Raw genomic sequence first — 21,297 nt, 5'->3', positions numbered from 1 at the left:
GTAGTTCTCCTTTTTGGAAAATAAGTTGCAAAGTACCTGTTGCCATTGCCCACAAACATTTAGAAACCAGCAAAGCATTTACAGGCTTGATGCTGCCATCTTGTATGCCCAATTCAATACATTTGGTAAGTGTTTTATCTAAATGTAGCATTTTAGACTCCATTTCTTCAGGAATAGCAAAATCACTTCCTGAAACAAAATAAGAGATAAAACGGTAATAATGAGGATAAGTATTGGCAAAATCAAAAAAAGCAAAACCAATGGCACGAACTTTATCTACTCCAAGTTCATGATTTTCAACAACTTCATTGAAACGTTGTTGTAGAATTTCATTTCCCCTTTGACAAATTGAGAAAAAGAGTTCGTCTTTGCTTGGAAAATAACTATAAACAGTAGCTTTGCTAAATTTTGTCAGTTTAGCTACTTCATCCATTGTAGCATTATTGATTCCTTTTTCAAAAAACAGTTTTTCAGCTACCTCTACAATGCGTTCACGCCTTTTTTGTTTGGATTGTTCTCTTTTAGTCATAGTTTTAATTATTTAAGAAAAATATCGTAAGCAAATCGGGTAATGAGAAGCAAAATTACAATTAAAAAGAATTTTCTCACAAAAGCATTACCTTTGAGTATAGCCATTCTACTTCCTAAATAAGAACCAGCCATATTACACACCATCATTGGTATTGCCACTTTGAACATAACAAAACCTCCCATTAAAAAAGCTATTAATGAAAAAACATCAGCTACTACATTGATTATCTTGGCTTTGGCAGATGCCATCAGGAAATTATAACCAACTACACTTACGAGTGCAAAAACAAGCAAACTCCCAGTCCCTGGTCCTATCAGTCCATTGTAAAAACCTAATATTGCTCCAACAAGAAAGTTATACGTATAAACTCTGTTAAAGGATGGATGAATTTTAGAAATTTCTCCAAGTTGTTTTTGGGTATATGTGTAAATGACTATTCCAAGCATGAGAATGAGGATAACAGGCTTCAAAATACTTGCATCTATGATACTGGAGGCTTTTGCACCCAAAAAAGACATTCCTGCTGCTCCAACAGCAGCAGGAATAACAGCTTTGAAGTCTATTTTTACTTTTCTTAAATATTGCCAAACAGCTACAGATGTGCCCATAACTGAAGCAAAACGGTTGGTGGCTATCACCTGAGGCACTAAAAAATGTGGGAAAATTACAAACAAAGCAGGAACTTGCACAAGCCCTCCTCCTCCTACCACAGCATCTACAAAACCCGCCAAAAATGCAAACAAAGCAGCTAAAACAATTTCTATCTCCATTACTCGATTTTTTATAAAAAATTGAGCCAAAGATAAAACAAAGCTTGCAATTTCAGTTGTCTAAAAAGTAATTATTTTCTTTTCTTGAAGGTCTTGAAGGCGTTCTTGTGAAATACCCAGCGTTTCTAAAATAGTTTGAGTGTCTTCACCTAAGTTTGGGGCTATCCAAGCAGGTGTGGCTTTTGTTTCTGAAAATTTTAAAGGAACTCCTAATTCTTTAATTGTTCCAATTTGAGGATGATGCATTTCAACGAACATTTCTCTCGTTTTGAGGTGTTTATCATGTTCTACTTCATCTATTTCATAAACAGGACTGATGAGTAAATCATTTTCTTCACTGATTTTAAGCCAATACTCTCTTGGTTCATTTTTGAAAAATTCAGCAAGAGTTTCCTTGTTTTTTTGCATCATTTCCTCTTCTTGAGGCATGGCAAAACCCAAAAATTCAGGTTTTTGAAAAATTTGACAAAATTTCATCCAAAATTTAGCCTCAAGTGTTGCTAAGGCTATATATTTCCCATCTTTACAAGCATAGACATGATAATTTGGAAACATTCCAGAAAGAGGTGTTTCTCCTCGTTTTTGTACTTGTTTGGTGGCTTGGTAATAGGTAAAAGGTACTGTAAGGAGTGGCATGATAGCATCAGTCATGGATACATCTACATGTTGCCCTTTTTGAGTAGTATTTCTTGCATGTAAAGCTGAAAGAGAAGCGATTACACACATATATGAGCCTCCTGCTACATCTGCCATTTGAACAGCAGGAATAGTAGGATCTTGATTCTTAGCCCCTATTTGTCCTAAAATACCTGCATAACTAATATAATTCAAATCGTGTCCTGCAAAATGACTGTATGCCCCATTCTGACCATATCCTGTAATAGAAACATAAATAATTTTGTCGTTTACTTTTTTAGCATCTTCATAACCTATTCCAAATTTATCTAAATATTTGGGTCTGAATTGCTCTACTACAATATCGGCTGTTTTTACAAGTTCTAAAAATATCTCCTTCCCTTCAGGTTGGGTATAATCCAAAGAAAGACTTATTTTAGAACGATTGAACGCTAAATAGTTTGCTGAAAATTCTTGATTATCAGCTTCGTAAACAGGCGGAAAATTACGAACATAATCAGGTTGGTTGGGACTTTCTATCTTAATAACTTCTGCCCCCATATCTGCCATAAGCATTGTACCTAAGGGACCTGGCAATAATCTTGTTAAATCTAAAATACGAATGCCCTGTAAAGGACCTTGAGTGGGTTTTCTATTCATGTTTACTTCGTTTTTAAAATCATATCAGCAGCTTTTTCTGCAATCATAATAACTGGGGCATTGGTATTACCAGTCGTAATTTGTGGCATAATGGATGCATCCACAACCCTTAATCTTTTAATCCCTTTTACTTGTAAATGGCTGTTTACAACGCTCATTTCATCATTTTCAGTTCCCATTTTGCAAGTACCCACTGGATGATATACACATTCGAGTGTTTTACAAATATGTTCTAATATATCTTTCTCATTTTCAATATTTTTAGGAAAATATATTTCTTTTCTAAATTTATCGAATGCATTGGTTTGCATTACTTCAAAAGCTTTTTTTACACCTTGAATGAGTGTTTTTTGGTCTTTTTCTGTATCTAAATAATTGGGCTGTATGATGGGGGCATCCAATGGATTTTTCGACTGAATACTTACATATCCTCTACTTTCAGGACGTAAAAGAGTCGCTAAAATTGTGTAACCACTATGCGTTGGATATTTATTCAAATTATACATATCTACATCATAACCACCTAGATGAGCAGGAACAAAATGAAATTGCATATCAGGACGATCTGTTTGGCTATCAAGTCTCATAAATGCATTCGCTTCAAGTGGTGAGGCAGTTGCGACTCCCTTTTTGAATAAAAAGTACTCTAAAACTCCTTTAATTTGGTTATGTATTTTCAAATCATGATTGGCTGTTGGCACTTTAGATGAACTACTTACCATTGCAAAACAATGGTCTTGTAGATTTTTTCCTACACCTATCAAATCTTTTTTAACTTCAATACCTTGTTTTTTTAGAAATGTAGCATCTCCGATACCAGAAAGCATAAGCAATTGAGGCGAACCAAATGCTCCAGCTGATAGAATAACTTCTTTTTCACAATAAATTTTGTATGAATTACCTTTAGAAATAATTTCTATTCCACAAGCTTCATGCTCATCTATCAAGATTTTGCCTACATGGGCATTGGTTAGAATATCCAAATTGGGTCTTTTTTGGATAGGTTTTAAAAATGCTGTTGCTGTACTATGTCGTTTATGATTTTTAACAGTAAACTGAAAAAAATTTACCCCTTCTTGACTTTCACCATTGAAATCTGGGTTTAAAGGCATACCCAACTCCATACAAGCTTTTATAAACGATTCTGAAACAGCATGATGCGAATAAGCAGAACGAACATTGAGCAATCCATTTTTCCCATGAAATCTTTTATCCAATTTTTCATAATCTTCGTTATGTTCCGATTTGATAAAATAAGGCAATACATCTTCAAAACTCCAACCGTCACAACCCATAGAAGCCCAATCGTTATAATCTTCGGCATTACCTCTGATATAAGCCATTGCATTGGTAGAGCTACTACCACCAAGTACTTTGCCTCGTGGTTGAAAAAGTTTTCTATTGAGAACATTTTTTTGAGGTTCAGAGTAAAAAGCCCAATCTACTGCACTACGATTAAGTTTAGAGTATGCAGCAGGGATATGAATTTCCATTTTAGTGTCTTTCCCTCCTGCTTCAATCAAAAGAACTTTATTTTCAGTATTTTCTGAGAGTCTATTGGCTAAAACACAACCCGCCGAACCTGCTCCTACAATGATGTAATCATAGTTAATATCCTTTTTAGGCAACATAGAAGTACTTAGTTTAAATTATTTTAGCCAATTACAAAACTTTATATCTTAATATTTATCATTTACCATATTAAATATTGTTGAAATATATTTAAAAAAAATTCTATTAAAAAAAATTTGGCAGAATATTTGTATGTTAATTTAATGTTAATTAATTTTGAAGCCAATTTTAACAAAAAATAATATTTTTTTACACTTAACAACCTTTTATGAAAAATGAAAAACCTCGAAAAGCTCTTTTTAGTCAATGGTGTGTGGCTTGTGTGCCCTGAGAGTAGCTTAGAACAGCCTGAAAGTTTAAAAAAACTTTACAGACGACAAAAGCTATTTGTGAAATACGCCAAACGTTTTATGATGGGTCCTGTATTGGGCATGTTATTTGGTTTTCTGTTTATGCTTATGCAAGTTCCTACATTGGTAAGTATAGGCTTTGGAGTAGTTATAGCTATTGCTGGATTGTTTTTACCATTTAAGTACATTAAAAATGCTTACTGGTTACTTTTAGTCGGACTTTATGGTTTTTTAATTAGTCAGATGATAGTACATTGGGGGAATTAATACTCCTATATTCTTTATAAAATTTAAAGATAAGCACCTATGTTTGGGTGCTTATTTTTTGTCTTATAGAATTTGTTAAACTCATATTTTTAGTATATTGCTTAGTATTTTTAATTTATTATAACAACCATTCGATAACCTTTAAATTGTATGTCAGAAGAAACTAAACTAAGTTTAGAAGATGAAAATCGCATCAAAAAAGCTTTTAAGAATCATGATTGGAGTGAAATAAAAAGTACAAATTCTTGGGCATTGTTCAAGATTATGTCTGAATTTGTAGATGGATTTGATAAGCTTGCTCGTATAGGTCCCTGTGTTTCTATTTTTGGTTCGGCTCGTACCAAGCCCGATAATCCTTATTATATAACAGCTGAAGAAATTGCTTCAAGACTTGTAGATATGGGTTATGGCGTAATTACAGGTGGTGGCCCAGGTATTATGGAAGCAGGCAATAAAGGTGCAAAAGCTCGTGGTGGCAAATCTGTAGGTATCAACATCATTTTGCCTTTTGAACAAAGTAGCAATATTTATATTGACCCTGATAAGCTTATTACCTTCGATTATTTCTTTGTAAGAAAAGTAATGTTTGTCAAATATGCTCAAGGTTTTGTAGTGATGCCTGGTGGTTTTGGAACATTGGATGAGCTTTTTGAAGCTCTTACACTTATTCAAACCAAGAAGATTGGACGTTTTCCAATTGTGTTGGTAGGCAAAACGTATTGGGCTGGTTTAATGGACTGGATAAAAACCACTCTTTTAGAAGAAGAACGAAACATCAATGCAGAAGATCTTAATTTATTTAGTGTTGTAGACACTGCTGAAGAGGCTGTTGATGTCATTGATAACTTTTATTCACAATACTTATTACAACCTAATTTTTAATTTCGTAAACTAATATATCTGTTTCGTGAAATATATTGAGGGCTTAATAAAAAACAAAATAAGTAATGTAAAATCATTCCTATTTTTGAATTAATTATTATTCTGTCAATTAACAGAAAAGATAAGTGTTTTGTAGTAAGTGAAATACCCATTAATATTTAATGGGTATTTTTTTATCCTTCTCTAATTTCTTTTTTTCTACGAATATATCTTCGATTAGCCAAATTTTTCAGATATAGGAAATCTTTGTCCAAACCTTCTTCAATAATAGCTCCATAGATGGCTTTGTCTATATTTTGAAGGCTTTCTCCCAGTTTGGTAATGGGCAATGTTTCTAAGATTTCTCGTGAGGTGTAAGTACTAAAAGGCTTATGCTCAATTTGTTCTAAGTGCTTCTTCCATAGATTTAGAGCCTGCTCAATATCTGTGATACGTTTACGATTACGAATTTTAGTAATATCTCTATCTAAATTATCTTCAAAGACAATATGTTTGCGTTTGAGGTTTAATAAAACGATTTGCTTTTTAATCCAATCACCAAAAAAAAGCCAAATAACTATACCCAAAAAAATACCTGTAATACTCCAAAATATCCAAACATGGTAATTTACTTTTGGTGCAAGTATAGCTATTTCAGTATCTGAACGCAGGGCAAGGGTATCAAGTTTTTCAGATAAAATTAGCTCTTTAAAGGCAATAGAGTCTATATTTGAATATACCCAAGTAGAATCACCCTGTGGTTTGATAAGAAAAACTGGCAATCTCAAACGATGAATTTTATCTATTTCAAAGTTTCTGAGCCAGTAAACAGCACTATCTCTACTCAAAGAAGCGTTGGTTTGTGTAGGGAAAAACTTCTTTTCTTGTAGTTCAAAGCTTCCATATGTAAAATTAGTATCACAAAACACAACCTGCCAATGTTTAGGATAATAAAATGTGAGGGAAACAGGCGTAGGTTTGCCAATATACAATGTATCTTCCAAAAAATGTAGTACTGGTTGTATTTCTGAACTATCTTTTTTTTGAGCTAATGAAAATTGAGTTGATAAACCTAGCAAACAAAACAAAAAACAATATAAACCTCTATTTTTCAAATTTTTATAATTTTATATATAATTGCTTGTAAATGAATTGTTGGGCAAATCTACACAGAATCGCCATTTCTTCATAGCAATTATATCATTTGTTGTAATAGTAAGAATCCCTGTTTCCTGTGAATAGCTTTGTTCTATAATTTGAAAATCTGTTATATTTTCATTTAGTAGTTTTTCCGAATCGTCATAATAGCTTTTTTTGAAAGCAATTTTTTGTATAGTCGCCTCATTTCCAATAAATAATTGATTAACAAATGCAAGTTGATTTTCCCGATAACCCATTTGAGAATACACACCCTTAAAATTTTCTACCATTCGTAGTTTTTCTATAATTTTCTCTAAAATCTCCCCTTTTCTGCAAGTCCACTGCCCACAACCACCATACTCACAACCTTGTTTTTCAAATTGTTGAATCCATTTCATTTGTTCTACAAATAAAGGCTCTCCCAAACTATCTCTTCCTATACTTTCGTTGGGTATAAAAATATCATTCTCTATAATATGAAAAAAGTAACGTTGCTTTCTAAAAGTTCCATCTGGGAAACCCTGTGTATAAATTTTCAGGTCTTTCATGCTTTATTCAATTTTTCTTGGTAAAAATAGAAAAGTTATTATATTTGTGTAATTGCCTGTTTATCTTTTTAACTACTCAAACTCTTTCATGTATGTTTGGAATAAAATACATTAAATTTGATGCCATGACCTACGTTATGCGTTATACAAGTGGCAAATTACGTGCAGAAGGCAGAGGACTATCATTTTTTTATATGGCTTACAATACTTCTATTGTTGCCATTCCTTTGGGTAGTAATGATGTTCAATTTTTCTTCAACGAATCCACACGAGATTTTCAGACTATTTCTATACAAGGACAAGTTACTTATAAAGTTTCAAATCCCAAGCAACTTGCTGAATTGCTCGATTTTAGTGTGGATAGGTATGGTAATTATAAAAGTACAGATGCCGAAAAAATCACTCAACGTCTCACCAACGAAGCCCAAACAGCCACCAAAGCTCTAATTCAAAGCCTTACCCTCAAAGAGGCTATCAGAAGTGGTAAAAAAATAGAAGAAACTATCAAAGTTGGCGTACAAGCCTCTGAAGCTATCAAGATGCTTGGTATTGAGCCTTTGGCTGTCAATGTCATTGCTGTAAAAGCAAGTCCCGAAATGGAACGAGCCTTAGAAGCAGAAACTCGAGAAAGTGTACAACAAGAAGCTGACCAAGCTATTTATAATCGCAGAAACTTTGCTGTTGAACAAGAACGTAAAATCAAAGAAAGCGAACTCAATACTGAAATTGCTGTGGAAGAGAAACGGAAACAAATCGTTGAAAAACAAATGGAAACAAAGTTTTTGACACAAGAAAATCAGCAGAAATTAGAAGAAATGCAACTTGCTACAAGTATCACGTTGGAGCAACAACGCATAGAACTTGTGAAACTCAAAACAGAAAACGACAAAAGAGAAGCTGATGCCTCAAAATATATCCTTGAAGCCACACTTCAGCCTTACAAACAACTCGATTGGAAAACCCTCATGGCTATCAGTCAGAATGGTGGTGATGCTAAATTAAATATAGCCTTGGCATTTAGGGAACTCGCTGAAAACCCTCAAAAAATTAATAATCTCAATATTTCACCAGATTTATTACAGAATTTGATGTCGTAAAATGAGAAGTATAGAGCAAAGACTTCAAATATATACAAGAGCTTCTACTAAATGGATATTGGCTACTCTAATCTGTACTTTATTAAGCATATTAGGAGAAATTTGGAGTATTCTGTTTTTTGGGGTAGCATTTCTTTATTTTCAAAAACAATTGAGTTCTGCTATTACAAAAACTCATCCAAAGTTTTATTGGTTAGTTTCTATTCTGGTTTTGAGTTTATTATCGCTCAAATTTTCAGTAGACAATCAGATAAAAACTTCTTGTTTACAAAGTTCATCAGAGAGTTTGTTTGGTTACGGCTTATTTGTTATTTGGACAAGTATTTTTATTTGGGAAGCTTATTTTTATGCTTTTTCTTATAAGAAATTATATTTTGTTAAAACTATTAATGTTAGAAAATAATCTAAATCAATACTTAATTTATCATTTATAACTCATAACTAAAAAGTATGGCTACCATCGAAAAAGCCATTATCGTCAAAAGTAAAACCCGATTGGAGTTGCTTACTGAACAATACAACACAGTTCAGCAAGCTAAATTTTCCATAGAGCGTAAAAGGGAAAACTTGGAAGTTCAAAGTAATTTTTTAAGTAAAGAATCATTAAAAAGTGTAACCAGTAATAGAGCGAAAAAAAAGGAACAAATTGGTTCGGGAGAGTTTTCGGACTTTGATAAAGCCCACAAACAGCAATATAATGTACTTGAGATGGTGCAAAATATTACGGCAAAACACCTGAAAGTGAAGGTAATAGATAATACCATTCTACCCTCTTTTATCTTTTCAGAAAATGATTTGATTATTGTAGTTGGGCAAGATGGGCTGGTTGCCAATACAGCCAAATACACCAACAATCTGCCTATTATTGGTGTAAACCCTGATGCAAGCCGTTTTGATGGGGTTTTACTTCCTTTCAATGCTCAAACCTTTGAACAAGCCCTTTGGAACGTCTTGAAAGGCAATTATAACCATAAATTGGTAACAATGGCAGAAGTTTTGTTGGATGATGGACAAAGACTGCTTGCTTTTAACGATTTTTTTATTGGCCCCATTTCTCATTCTTCTGCTCGTTATCTTATTACATATCAAGATATTACAGAAACACATTCATCTAGTGGTATCATTATTTCCACAGGTGCAGGGGCTACAGGTTGGATGAGTTCACTTTTCAATATGGCAAATGGCATTCATCAGGCGTTTGGAGGTGGACAAATTTGTGAACGTCCCAAAGTACCTTTGGATACTGAACAGCTTATTTTTATTGTCCGAGAGCCATTTATTAGCAAAACCTCACAAGCTCAAGTTTCAGCAGGCATTATTACGCCTCAAAAAGAATTGGTTGTGGAATCGTTGATGGAAAAAACTGGAATTATTTTCAGTGATGGTATCGAGGCTGATAAACTTCGTTTCAATTCAGGCAGTATTGCCAAAATTGGTATCGCCAAAGAGAAAGCTAAACTGGTATTGCCTTAAAAATTGAGTAATCTATGCATCCTCTTATAGAATCATTAAAACTTGAGTTTTCATCAGAATTAGAGCAAAAATTACTGGCTTCTCCTGCTTTGGAAGAAGAAATTGAACATTTTAAACAAAAGGTAAAACAATGGGAATTACCTCCACTTCCAGAAGTTTTTTATGATTTTTTTCGTTGGCATAATGGCTCTAAAACAGCTACTTATAGTCTGGTTGATTTTTTTGATGGTGAAAGTATTTTACCTCTTTCTAATATTATTTCTGACAAAGAAATGTGGGACGACCACGAAAATAATGATATTTTTAAAGAATATGAGCAAGGTACTTGGTGGAATAAAGCATGGATTCCTTTTTTGTACATCCCTGATTGGTGGGTAGGTGTGATTGATACAAAGGGTTGTTTTGGAGGAAAAGCAGGTCAGATTTTAGGTTTTGATTTCAAATCCGCAGAAGGTAAAACTATTAGACATGAATCCTTTGAAAAATGGCTTGAAACGATGCTGGCTTTCAAAAAAGCTGGTTTATTGTATACTGCCCAAGATGAAGAAACGGGTTATCTGACCATTGAACAAGAAAATACTAAAAGAGATATTTTTGATAAAATTAATGGTACATTTCCATTTCATGTAGATATTTGGCAACATCGCCGAAAAGCAAGTTCTGAAAATCCTCATTGGCAAACATTAGAACAATCTATCCAAAATCAAGATTTTGAAAATGCCAAATCTTTGATAGAAAGCAGCAAAGTAGGCTTAAATGAGCAAAATTTATATATAATGGAACGCCTAACACCTTTGCTTTTAGCTTTGAATTTACAAGCATTTTCATTTGCTCAGTGGCTTATTGAGCAGGGTGCTGACTTAAACGCAAAAGATTGCTATGGATTTAATGCTTTTTCAAAGATTAAATCAGCTTATGCATCCAAGCAGATAAATAATATCTCATTTTACATTGAATTGTTATTAGCCAATGGTTATCAGCCTAAAGATTTTTTTGGTGTACACTGGCTTGCCCCTGTTTCAGAAAATGCCATAAATTTAGAAGACTTTAATACCTTAGACTACTGTTTATCAAAAGGTTTGGATATTAATAAAATTTTCCCTGAATATTCATTTAAAACGTTATTGCATGATCTTGTTGAGAAAAATGGGAAACTAACCACAGCTAAAACGCTTATAGAAAAAGGAATAGACAAAACCCTCAAAAATAAAGCAGGTAAAACAGCTTTAGAGCTATATCAGGAGTATTGTCAAAATATCAAACAAATATTTAAACATTCTTACACTCCAAATGATTATGAATCTTGGATAAATATACTTTCATAAAAAATCAACTTAAATTTTTTTAATCCCATGACAACAACACTTAAGCCCAGAGCCTATTGGATTCCCGCCGTTTTGGTTTTCATCCCTATCCTATTTTGGATGATGGTGGAAAATGCAAACAGTTCAGGAGTTCAAGTCAATTATACTTTTTATTTTTTATTAATTTCTGCACTTTGTATTGGTATAGTAGTCTATACCTTATTTTCTGACTATCAAGAGTATAGCTTTGACAATCAGAATCTTACAATTAAAAATTTAATTACTAAAAAGCTAACTACTATACCTTTAAAAAGTATTAAAAACTTAAAACTCCATGAAAAAAGTATGAGAAACGGGCATTATCATAATATTATTGTAGAAGCACAAAATGGAGAATATACTCTCAAAGGCGTGTATATCAATGAAATGATACAATTTTTTTATGAATTAGAAAAAACTGTGAAACAATAATGAGAACTACACTTAATTCCAAAGCTCATTGGATTCCTGCTGTTTTAATTTTCGCTCCCATTGTTTTGTGGATTATGCTGGAAAGTATGAATAATTCTGGAGCAGTTCGATTTGATTACTCTTCCTATCTTTTACTTGTTCTGCTTCTCTGTTGGGGAGGTTTAGCTTACACGCTTCTTTCAGACTATCAACAGTATAGTTTTGATAATCAAAATCTTGTAATCAAAAATCTGGTTACAAAAAAACAAACTCTCGTATCTCTCAAAAGTATAACAAATCTAAAAATTCATGAGAAAAGCATGAGAAATGGAAATTATCATAACATCATTGTAGAAACCAAAAGTGGTGAACATACTCTGAAAGGTATTTATGTTAATGAAATGATACAATTTTTTTATGAGTTAGAAAAATCTGTAAAACAGTAATGAAAACTTCTCTTAATACCCCAGCCTATTTAATTCTTATTTTTGGCATCTTGGGTCTAATTTTAGTGTTGATTCTAATAGTGAGTAGCGACAATCCAAAAGGAATCTTATTTAACTATTCTGACTTTTCGATTTCTTTATTGTTGTTTTTTGCTTTTTTAGGATATGGTGCTTTTTTTTTGTTATCAGGCTACAAAGAATATACCTTTAATAATAAGACACTTATAATAAAAAATTTAATTAGTAAAAAGCAAACTTTCATTGATTTATGTGATATTAAAAAACTAACACTTATAGCAAAAAAAACTGAATTTGGTTATTTTTATCATAATATTCTTGTCCAAACCAAAAATACTCAGTATACTCTCAAAGGTCTTTATATCACTGAAATGACGTTTTTTTTCAATGAATTAGAAAAGACTATAAAACGAATATCATAAATTATGACAACAACTCTTAAATCTAAAGCCTACTGGATTCCTGTTTTTCTTGTTGCAATGCCTGTACTTTTGTGGGTATTTCTGGATAAACTCAATAGCCTAGATGATTTCAGAATTGGCTTGGTTTTCTTTTTATGTTTTCTTATTCTTATTCTTTCGCTATCATCAAACTATAAGCAGTATTCTATTGATAAACAAAAACTTACTGTCCAAGATTTGATTACAAGAAAAACTACAATCATACCTTTACAAGATATTGTAAACTATCAAATATTGGATAAAAAAGCAGGAAATGCTCTGTATCAGAATTTAATTATCAAAACCCAACAAAAAGAATATATTTTGAATGGTGTATATGTAAATGGTATGAGAGAATTGCATAATGAGTTAGAGGAAAATATGAAGAAATAATTATTAATGGTACAGTATTTGAAACAAAACATCTATTCACTTTTAAATCAAAAATTATTATGCAGTTTTTCAAAATTACGTTCTTTGCTTTTTGTATGATTTTGAGTCTCCAAACATTGGCTCAATCGCAGGAAAAATGCTTTTCTAATGCAGGTTTAAAATCTGAAACAACTATTAAAATCAAATTTTTACCCAATAACCAAATCGCTGGAACCCTCACCACAGATGACTATGCTGGAACGCAGGCAAACGCATCTTTTACTGGTACCATCAAAAATGGTATCATTCAGCCCGTTTTTGAGAAAAAAATCCCTTCTATTGGTGAAGGCTCTGAGTGGACAAATAAGCCTTGGAGCATCAAAAAAACAAAAGCTGGTGAAACTTTAAATATTATTTTCAAGTCTAAAAACTATAACACAAATGCATGGAAAGAAACTCCCTATGTATTTGAAGTGTGTAAATAAAACAAAAAGGGCTGAAATCAGCCCTTTTTGTTTTATTTTTTGTTAAGTCTAAAAATATTTTTCAAAATGTAAAGTCAATGATTATATCATTACTCGAATCCAAAGTAACTTTACATTTTGAAGCTTTTCTACTTAAATTTTTCAATAAAATCAATAATTTCCATATTTAATTTAGTAGTCTCCGTCAAATATGGGTCATGGGCACTTTTTTCAAATATCACCTTTTTCTTATAGCTTGAACCAATGTTATTTATAACATCATCTGCTAAAGCAGGTGGAACAACAAAATCGTATTTTCCGAACAAACATAATGTTGGTTTTGATATAGTATTTAATTTGGAAGAGAATTCAGCATTAAATAACTCTTGTTCCATTCCACTATTAAAATAAATACTCTTAAAATTCATTAGACGAGACATGAGAGAGTTTTGAGAGTATGATAAATCATTCGTCTTTGGAAATTCAATTTTATTCACTTCTTCCATTAATTTAATGGCACTGTAAGCATTTTCATTAAATTTTTCAGAAGTCTTAGAATTTTTTCGTGGGTCATTATTGTTCGCATAATCAATGATCTTAGTCCATTCCGCAATATTACGACCTGCATTCTTTTCAATAGTACCTAACTGTATTTGCATTGCTTTGCTCTCCATATCTGTCAATGGAAAATTGTGTGCACCATCAATATTAATCCAACCATTGACTAAATTTTGATTATCATTTGTGGTAAGAAAGGAAGCACTCAAACAGCCTCCAAAGCTGTGACTGTAAAGAAAAATACTGATATTATTACCATATCTATGTTTAAGGGTTAGTATAACAACTCTTAAATCTTCCGTCATGGTTTTTAAATTCAGGTTGTTATGATTTGCACCTCCCTGTGTATTTCCTGAATTTCGTTGGTCCCAATATGCTACAGCATAATTTTTTTCTAGGATGTCCATGAAACTGCCATTCATAGTTAGTATAGCGTCAGAACCTGGTCCACCATGAACTACAAGAATAAAAGCTTTCTGAATAGTATTGCCCTCAACTAAAACTGGCATAGATGCCCCTTTGTGTTTTATATAGAATAAATCTTTTGTGTTAGGCGAAAATGTAATATCTTCTTTTTGGCAAGCAGAGAATAAGAAAATAATAGTTCCAATGAAGAATATGTTTTTCATTTTATTTAGATTTGTGTTGTTTGCTAATATTTTTTGATTTTACTGTAAATCCCTTTTTAAATTTATACCTTAAACCAATTTCAAGCATAGGTGTAGGTAATATCAAACCATTATATGGTAAAAGCCCCGCCAGATTTGTGTTTACAGTTAAAATAAGTGGAAACGAAGGTTTTTTAATCCCAAAATCTTTACCTATCCCAAAATTTAATGATGGCATAAAATAGAAATCACCAACTCCATTAATTTTATGAACACTTCCATTACCATTTACCTCATAAGTAGTCGCCCCTAAAAATGTTCTGCTTAGTGAAAGTCCTGTTTTAAATTCCGTGATAAATCCATTTTTAGAGATTCGTCTAAAAACATATTCGCTTGTTGCAAAAAAATTAGTGTGGAAACCACCATGATAATAAAAGCCTATGCTGTACTGAACAGACTGCTCCTTATACTTTAAAAAATTACCCCTTTTGTCTGAAAAGGTTGTATGCTTTAAAGGTTGTTCAATACCCATTCTAAAACCTGGATAGATGCCTTGAAAAATAAAATTACTAAATATTGAAATTGGAACTTCTTGCTTTTGCTCACTTATCATGCTATACTTCTGAGCAAAAATTGAATTACTTATAAATAATGTAATAAGTAATGTTGCTGATATTAGATTGATTGTTGCCATATATTCGTTTTTTTATTTCTCTTAAACTTTGATATTAGTCTAATGGTATTTTAAAATAGATTAGTTCAAAGGTTTTATAATCTGTTGCTCAATAGATTTGAGATAGTTGAGGGATTCGTTAGAAAATACAGGATAATTACCTTTGAGTTGATTGGCAGCTTTGTTATAAGCATATATAAAAGCAAAAGGATTTTCTATATCTGTAATTAAATCATTTAATTGACCTGTAATTTTGATAGCTTTTCCCATGTACCGACCAGGCTGATGACCAGCATACGCCATAATAGACTGTTTAAATGCTTTTAAATCACTAATAAATGGATTTTGACTGATTCTGATTAATTCTTTGTCTAAGTTCTTAATAAAATTAATAGATTTTTCCTCTTCATTAACTGTAAATGTTTGAAAAACATCATAAACAGGTGAACCTACTTTTCCTAAAATTTCCTTATCTATTAAATCTGCTATACCTTCTTGAGATATTCCTATGAGTGATTCAGTAATGATAGAGCGAACATCCGTACTTTTGAGTTTTACTTGATAGCGTGATATCAGTGATTTGGTTGCTATGGAATGGAAGGCTTCATGAGCTGTTAAAACACCTTTCGCATAATTATCTACTTTAAATGCCAATAAAGCATCTTGCAGAATCATATTCTCAAGCCCATTTGCTTCTTCTCCAAAGTAATATGTATAAACAACAGGAGGCACTTCCATATTTTGTAAACGTTTGGGTAAATAAGGAAATAGGTATTTTTTTAACTCCTCTCTAATCAAGCCATTTTTGATATTGTTTGAATATGCCTGAAGAGAATCCAATCTTTTTTTATACTCAAAATGATGTGCATATTTAGCGAGTTGCTCTGATGTATAATTTTGTGATTTGTAAACCACTCGAAGTTCATTTTTTTGTTCATCTGGAGTGGAGTATTTGTATTGATAAATGAATAGATGATAAAAAGGGGTAACAAAAAGAGAATCCCATTCTTGTTGAGAAGGTTCTTGTTGATTAGAAAGCCTTTGAGCAATGTTTATATACCTGTCTAATCCTCTTGTATCAATTAAACCAACAGGATTTCCACCTTTGATGAACGGCTGAGAAACGTCTTTTTTGCATCCTATCATGAAAGATAATAAGAATAATAGGCTGAATATTTTCATGTTTTTTTTCATTTTTGTGATATTTTTGATGAAGTGAAAGCCAAATTAATCACCTAAAAAATTATAAAAAAACTGTTATTTGACGTATAAAACTTCTTTTTGATGAATTGCATTCATCAAAAATCAAGTTAAAAAGATATAATGCTTATGAAATTTCTAAAAAATCATCAATGGAAAATAATTTTGGGTATTTTGGGGCTTCTTTGCTCTATAATGAGCTTTTTAATACCCAAAGGAGTTTCAGATACATTGTATTTTGGATTGGCTTTTCAATTTCGTTTATTCTTCGTATATTTTTTGATGGCTATTTTTCATATAGCCTTGTTAGAGTTTTTATTTTTTAAGCATTATTACATTCGTTTCTTTATAGTTTATATCACTTCTTTGATTATCATTTCTCTTGTTTTTGCTCTTCTATTTCCTTTCTCTGATGTTGAAGTTTATAGCAACAATTTTATTTTTCATTTGTTTTCAATGATTTTCCTCCAGTTATTTACAACGCTCATTTACATCATTTATGACCGTATCAAGTATAAAAATGAATATGATTTATATAAAAACAGAAAGTTATTATCTGAGATAAAGCTCCTCAGGCAACAATTAAACCCTCACTTTTTATTCAATACTTTGAATAGCATTTATTTACAGTGTCTTCAAAACTCAGCCTCAGCAGCAGACATGGTTACACAATTAGCCCAAATGCTTAGATATCAGTTAGAAACCACAGAAATGAATCTGATTGAGCTAAAAAAAGAGATTGATTTTATTGAAAGTTATATTGCATTTGAAAGAAGAAGACTTTCCAAAAAAGTAAAATTGGAGGTCAATATTGATATCAAGAATTGGAATTTAATGATACCTCCAAATGTTCTCATTGTTTTGATAGAAAATTGCTTTAAACATGGCATTTCCAATAACCAAGAAAGCCATATTCAAATTGATTTGGAGGTAGTTGAGAGCCAAGTTTTACTAAAAACCAGTAATTATATGATCAAAACGCCCAATGCAGAATCTTTGGGAACAGGTTTATCAAATTTACGTCAGAGACTGGATTTTAAATACTCAGACAAATACAGATTGATTATTAAACAAGAAAACAGTAAATTCATAGCAAATTTAGAGTTATGTCTGTGAACCTGAATTGTATTATTATTGATGATGAGTTAGATGCTCAAGAAGTCTTAAAAATTCATTGTAAGAAAACGGGCTTTATCAACGTTTTACAAACTTTTGATAATTCTATTGAAGCCCTTCACTATATCAATCATCATACTGTTGATTTTATTTTTCTTGATATAGAAATGCCTGACTTAAATGGCATACAGTTTTTAAACTCTTTCATTCATCCACCCAAAGTAATCATGGTTTCAGCTTATAGCGAATATGCATTAGTTGGTTATGAGTATAGCGTAATAGATTATCTTTTAAAGCCTGTTTCTTTGGAACGTTTTTTAAAAGCCGTTCAAAAGATACAAATATCTCAAAAACAAGACCTATTAAGTGATACTGTTTACATCGAAAATCATCCTGAACCTATTTATCCATTAGAAATTTTATTTGTTGAATCTGTGGGAAATTATGTAAAGATACATTTTAAAGATAAAAAAATGATTGTTTTGCATATCACCATGAAAAATATCTTGAAAGTATTAGAACCTTATGGATTCGTTAGGTGTCATAAACAATTTATTATTCAAAAAAATGAAATACAACAATTAAATAATAACTCATGTTTAATTTCAGATAACATCAATATTCCCATTGGAATCAGTTATAAACAACAAGTAAAAAATATTATAGATAAAAGTAATTAAGTTCTATCTCATTCTATAATCTTGATTTTAAACCTTGTAATTTTTATAATTTATAAATAAAACAAAAAAGGGCTGAAATCAGCCCTTTTTGTTAATATCCTCCTGCTTGACCGTCTTTTCGGCTTTCGGAAGCTCCATAATACACTTTTTTCTCAGCATCCCACCAAATCGCCTGATAACCACCATAACCCCCAAATCCATAACCAATTTTATGCCCCATTTGCATCAGTTTGCGAATAGTTTCATAATCAAATCCAGATTCTAAAGTAATTGTTCCTCCTCTTGCATCTCGTTCTTCTGCTCCTGTGGGGTCTGTAGAACCCAAATGGTCAATACGTGGAGCATCCCCTGCTTCTTGCAAATTCATTTTAAAATCTACGATATTCATAATAATTTGAGTATGCCCCAAAGGCTGAAAATCCCCTCCCATCACGCCAAAAGCCATCAGTGGTTTACCATTTTTAGTCACAAATGCAGGAATAATGGTATGAAATGGTCTTTTTTGTGGTGCATACACATTGTTATGTCCTTCTTCAAGGCTAAAAAGCTCTCCTCTATTTTGTAGCATAAAACCCAAACCATCAGGTATCACACCTGAACCCATACCTCTATAATTGCTCTGAATGAGTGAAATCATGTTGCCATCTTTATCTGCCACACACATATAAATGGTTTCTTTGGCAAAATTATCACCTGCTTTGTAATTATAATTGGCTCTGTTTTGATTTATCAGTTCTCTGCGTTTTTTAGCGTATTCTTTAGAAATCAGCTCCTTCAGAGGAATTTTAGCAAAATTGGGGTCTGCATAATATTTGGCTCTATCTTCAAAAACCAGTTTTTTGGCTTCCGTAAACAAATGAATGTGGCGAGCTGTCCCAAAATCTTCGGGTTTAAATTCATAACCTTCCAAAATATTGAGCATTTGAAGCACTGTAGCCCCTTGTCCGTTGGGAGGCAGTTCCCAAACATCGTAACCTCTGTAATTGGTTGAAACAGGCTCTATCCATTCTGACTGATGGCTTGCAAGATCTTCATAACTCAAAAAACCACCTTGTTTTTTCATGGTAGCATCTATAATTTTAGCTATTTCTCCTTTGTAAAACTCATCTCTACCACCTTTTATCAATTTTTTATATGTATTGGCAAGTAAAGGATTTTTGAATACATCTCCTTTTTGGAGAGCTTTTCCATTGATGCTGTAGGTTTCTTTAAAATTAGGATTATTCTGAAAACGATTGTATGAACCCTGTAAATAATAGGCTATCAGTTCAGTTACAGGAAAACCATTTTCAGCATAACCAATAGCAGGCTGTAAAACATCTTGCATTTTGAGTTTACCAAACTTTTTATGAAGTTCAAACCAACCATCTACTGCCCCTGGTAAACTTACAGGAAGCACCCCAAACGAAGGAATGGCTTTCATGCCTTTCTGTTTAAAATAATCGAGTGTCAGTGATTTAGGGGATTTTCCAGATGCATTCAATCCATACAATTTCTGGGTTTTAGCATCCCAAACAATGGCAAATAAATCTCCTCCAACGCCACAGCCTGTTGGCTCCATCAGTCCAAGTGTTGCATTGGCTGCAATGGCTGCATCAATGGCTGTACCTCCTTTTTTGAGTACGTCTAAGCCCACCTGAGTGGCAAGCGGATGGCTTGTTGCTACCATTCCGTTTTGGGCAATTACCTCCGAACGAGTGGCAAAATTTCTACCTGTTACACGATCTTGGGCTTTTGACTGCAAAATACCCATCAAAAATACAATAAGAGTTAGTTGTTTAATATACATGATAAACTTGTTTAATTTTTAATGATAACGATTGTATCAGATAAAATGTTGTTAAATCATTCAATAAACCATTTTTTTATGTATTGAATAAAATATACTTCAAAAAAACCAGAGATGTTTACGGAAGGAAAATTGGATATACAAGTCAGTTTTCTAAATGATAAAGCTATTTATACACTGACTATAGTACCAGCTCATTTGTATTGTCGTGACCCAAAAGGCAAAACACAAGATTATGATGTTATTTGGGATTAAATTACTTATTAAAAGATATAAGCTATCAAATATAAAGTATTTTTTAGCCTTTTTTCTTTTTCATTCTATCATGAATTAGCTTTTCGCTCCAGTTTAGAATACTTATTACTCTCTCAGATTCTACAAATTCATCAGCTACTTCTGCTGTTAGTTCTATAATTTCCGTTTTTTGAGGGTTAGTTGTTATTTGGAGAGCAATTGTATTACCAATCCCAATAAAATAAAGTTCTCCAGTAGCTCCATGTGTACCCGCACAGCGAAACGCTCCTGCAATTTCATTTCCCAAATCTACTACTGTATCTTTATCCAGATATCCCCTCCAAACCAATTTTGTCTCTTGCTTTTCTATTTCAAAGTCTAAAGGATATATTTCCCTTTTGAAAAATTCCTCCCAGCGAAGTTTAAACTTTTCGACTGTCAAACTTTCCTCAAACGATATCCATTTTAATGGTTTTGTAAAAGGAAACACATCATCTCCATAATTTTCTGGGTGAATTTCTGTTTGCAACCATCTATCTATTTGTGCTTCACTAGAAAAACACAGTTCTCCGCTAATGATAAAATCCCAAGCCATATGTAAAAACTATTTATTAGGCAATGCTGAAGCATGCCCAGCCAAAAGAATCCATTCGTTGTTTCTGAATACCCATGTATCAGTAACATGAAGTTTCACATCAAATTCTTTACCCATATAATTTCCTTTTTGATGCAGAATTCCCGTTAATATTGCTGTTTTATCTAATATTCTAACTCCAATTTGAGATGTATGATTAACTTCCCATTTTATTTCTTTGTTAGCAATATCTTTCAAAATGTCTGATTTAATCTTCTTCTTTCCAATAGATGTGGTTAAAATAAAGTTCTCTGCATAAAATTTTTCAGCCTCATTTGAACGATATTTCATAATTAAACTATCTAGTTGGTTGCTTCTGGCAATAACATCTGATTCTTTTTGGGACGTGGGGATAAAAACACTTAAAAACAAAGTCATTACAAGGTATAATGTGCTTATCATATTATTTGGATTTGATATATTCCA

Annotated in this window: 24 protein-coding genes and 1 pseudogene; 13 read left to right on the top strand and 12 right to left on the bottom strand. The window is 32.3% G+C overall.

From position 1 onward, the window contains the following. Window positions 1-187 precede the first annotated feature (187 nt). From AD998_11445 to AD998_11430, 4 genes and pseudogenes are all read right to left on the bottom strand, one after another. Window positions 188-529 (bottom strand): annotated as a pseudogene (locus AD998_11445) (hypothetical protein). 8 nt (window positions 530-537) lie between these two features. Beyond that, complete coding sequence (locus AD998_11440) at window positions 538-1,302, bottom strand: hypothetical protein (GenBank protein KOY86676.1); 765 nt, start codon at window positions 1,300-1,302, stop codon at window positions 538-540. A 60-nt stretch (window positions 1,303-1,362) separates the two neighbouring features. Further along, window positions 1,363-2,577 (bottom strand): carnitine dehydratase, encoded by a 1,215-nt coding sequence (locus tag AD998_11435; protein KOY86675.1) that lies wholly within the window; start codon window positions 2,575-2,577, stop codon window positions 1,363-1,365. 2 nt (window positions 2,578-2,579) lie between these two features. Next, the gene (locus AD998_11430) at window positions 2,580-4,190 is read right to left on the bottom strand and encodes a choline dehydrogenase (GenBank protein KOY88166.1); all 1,611 of its coding nucleotides are present in this window, start codon (window positions 4,188-4,190) and stop codon (window positions 2,580-2,582) included. A 234-nt stretch (window positions 4,191-4,424) separates the two neighbouring features. On the opposite strand from AD998_11430, the gene AD998_11425 reads away from it, so the two are divergent. Together AD998_11425 and AD998_11420 are read left to right on the top strand one after the other, a co-directional pair. Then, complete coding sequence (locus AD998_11425; protein KOY86674.1) at window positions 4,425-4,766, top strand: hypothetical protein; 342 nt, start codon at window positions 4,425-4,427, stop codon at window positions 4,764-4,766. 150 nt (window positions 4,767-4,916) lie between these two features. Further along, entirely contained in the window at window positions 4,917-5,648 is a 732-nt protein-coding gene (locus AD998_11420; protein ID KOY86673.1) for a hypothetical protein, read from the top strand. A gap of 173 nt (window positions 5,649-5,821) precedes the next feature. Here AD998_11420 and AD998_11415 read toward each other — a convergent pair whose 3' ends face one another. Together AD998_11415 and AD998_11410 are read right to left on the bottom strand one after the other, a co-directional pair. Beyond that, window positions 5,822-6,742 (bottom strand): hypothetical protein, encoded by a 921-nt coding sequence (locus AD998_11415; protein KOY86672.1) that lies wholly within the window; start codon window positions 6,740-6,742, stop codon window positions 5,822-5,824. A gap of 12 nt (window positions 6,743-6,754) precedes the next feature. Further along, window positions 6,755-7,315 (bottom strand): hypothetical protein, encoded by a 561-nt coding sequence (locus AD998_11410; protein ID KOY86671.1) that lies wholly within the window; start codon window positions 7,313-7,315, stop codon window positions 6,755-6,757. A gap of 92 nt (window positions 7,316-7,407) precedes the next feature. On the opposite strand from AD998_11410, the gene AD998_11405 reads away from it, so the two are divergent. The 9 genes from AD998_11405 to AD998_11365 are packed head-to-tail and all read left to right on the top strand — an operon-like array spanning window position 7,408 to window position 13,400. Then, the gene (locus AD998_11405) at window positions 7,408-8,412 is read left to right on the top strand and encodes a membrane protease subunit, stomatin/prohibitin (protein KOY86670.1); all 1,005 of its coding nucleotides are present in this window, start codon (window positions 7,408-7,410) and stop codon (window positions 8,410-8,412) included. Window position 8,413: 1 nt separating this feature from the next. After that, complete coding sequence (locus AD998_11400; GenBank protein KOY86669.1) at window positions 8,414-8,815, top strand: hypothetical protein; 402 nt, start codon at window positions 8,414-8,416, stop codon at window positions 8,813-8,815. Between the two features lie 47 nt (window positions 8,816-8,862). Then, entirely contained in the window at window positions 8,863-9,885 is a 1,023-nt protein-coding gene (locus AD998_11395; GenBank protein KOY86668.1) for a sugar kinase, read from the top strand. A 14-nt stretch (window positions 9,886-9,899) separates the two neighbouring features. Next, entirely contained in the window at window positions 9,900-11,210 is a 1,311-nt protein-coding gene (locus AD998_11390; protein ID KOY86667.1) for a hypothetical protein, read from the top strand. 27 nt (window positions 11,211-11,237) lie between these two features. After that, window positions 11,238-11,660: a hypothetical protein gene (locus tag AD998_11385; GenBank protein KOY86666.1), complete on the top strand. Its 423-nt coding sequence runs from the start codon at window positions 11,238-11,240 to the stop codon at window positions 11,658-11,660. Next, window positions 11,660-12,085 (top strand): hypothetical protein, encoded by a 426-nt coding sequence (locus AD998_11380; GenBank protein KOY86665.1) that lies wholly within the window; start codon window positions 11,660-11,662, stop codon window positions 12,083-12,085. Before AD998_11385 ends, AD998_11380 begins: the two co-directional genes overlap by 1 nt. Then, window positions 12,085-12,525, top strand: coding sequence for a hypothetical protein (locus AD998_11375; GenBank protein KOY86664.1), 441 nt, complete (start codon window positions 12,085-12,087; stop codon window positions 12,523-12,525). Before AD998_11380 ends, AD998_11375 begins: the two co-directional genes overlap by 1 nt. A 3-nt stretch (window positions 12,526-12,528) precedes the next feature. Next, on the top strand, window positions 12,529-12,936 hold the full coding sequence (locus tag AD998_11370) for a hypothetical protein (GenBank protein KOY86663.1): 408 nt from the start codon (window positions 12,529-12,531) through the stop codon (window positions 12,934-12,936). A 59-nt stretch (window positions 12,937-12,995) separates the two neighbouring features. Continuing rightward, window positions 12,996-13,400 carry a hypothetical protein gene (locus AD998_11365; GenBank protein KOY86662.1) on the top strand — a complete coding sequence of 135 codons (405 nt, stop codon included), beginning with the start codon at window positions 12,996-12,998 and terminating at the stop codon, window positions 13,398-13,400. Between the two features lie 128 nt (window positions 13,401-13,528). Here the strand turns inward: AD998_11365 and AD998_11360 are convergent, their stop codons facing one another. The 3 genes from AD998_11360 to AD998_11350 are packed head-to-tail and all read right to left on the bottom strand — an operon-like array spanning window position 13,529 to window position 16,412. Further along, a complete protein-coding gene (locus AD998_11360; GenBank protein KOY86661.1) occupies window positions 13,529-14,566 on the bottom strand; it encodes a hypothetical protein in 1,038 nt (345 codons plus the stop codon). A 1-nt stretch (window position 14,567) separates the two neighbouring features. Next, window positions 14,568-15,239: a hypothetical protein gene (locus AD998_11355; protein KOY86660.1), complete on the bottom strand. Its 672-nt coding sequence runs from the start codon at window positions 15,237-15,239 to the stop codon at window positions 14,568-14,570. A gap of 60 nt (window positions 15,240-15,299) precedes the next feature. Next, the gene (locus AD998_11350; protein KOY86659.1) at window positions 15,300-16,412 is read right to left on the bottom strand and encodes a hypothetical protein; all 1,113 of its coding nucleotides are present in this window, start codon (window positions 16,410-16,412) and stop codon (window positions 15,300-15,302) included. Between the two features lie 135 nt (window positions 16,413-16,547). On the opposite strand from AD998_11350, the gene AD998_11345 reads away from it, so the two are divergent. Next, window positions 16,548-17,534 (top strand): hypothetical protein, encoded by a 987-nt coding sequence (locus AD998_11345; GenBank protein ID KOY86658.1) that lies wholly within the window; start codon window positions 16,548-16,550, stop codon window positions 17,532-17,534. Beyond that, window positions 17,525-18,214, top strand: coding sequence for a hypothetical protein (locus AD998_11340; protein KOY86657.1), 690 nt, complete (start codon window positions 17,525-17,527; stop codon window positions 18,212-18,214). The genes AD998_11345 and AD998_11340 overlap by 10 nt, the downstream gene beginning before the upstream one ends. A 91-nt stretch (window positions 18,215-18,305) precedes the next feature. Here the strand turns inward: AD998_11340 and AD998_11335 are convergent, their stop codons facing one another. The 3 genes from AD998_11335 to AD998_11325 form a co-directional block, all read right to left on the bottom strand. Further along, on the bottom strand, window positions 18,306-20,003 hold the full coding sequence (locus AD998_11335) for a gamma-glutamyltransferase (protein KOY86656.1): 1,698 nt from the start codon (window positions 20,001-20,003) through the stop codon (window positions 18,306-18,308). A gap of 298 nt (window positions 20,004-20,301) precedes the next feature. Continuing rightward, window positions 20,302-20,832 carry a hypothetical protein gene (locus tag AD998_11330; protein KOY86655.1) on the bottom strand — a complete coding sequence of 177 codons (531 nt, stop codon included), beginning with the start codon at window positions 20,830-20,832 and terminating at the stop codon, window positions 20,302-20,304. Between the two features lie 9 nt (window positions 20,833-20,841). After that, window positions 20,842-21,249 carry a hypothetical protein gene (locus AD998_11325; protein KOY86654.1) on the bottom strand — a complete coding sequence of 136 codons (408 nt, stop codon included), beginning with the start codon at window positions 21,247-21,249 and terminating at the stop codon, window positions 20,842-20,844. Window positions 21,250-21,297: the final 48 nt, after the last annotated feature.

It is taken from the genome of bacterium 336/3, from assembly GCA_001281695.1.
Taxonomy (GTDB): Bacteria; Bacteroidota; Bacteroidia; order Cytophagales; family Thermonemataceae; genus Raineya.
Note: the sequence above shows the minus strand (reverse complement) of the source record. Positions and strands in the feature narration are given on the sequence as shown.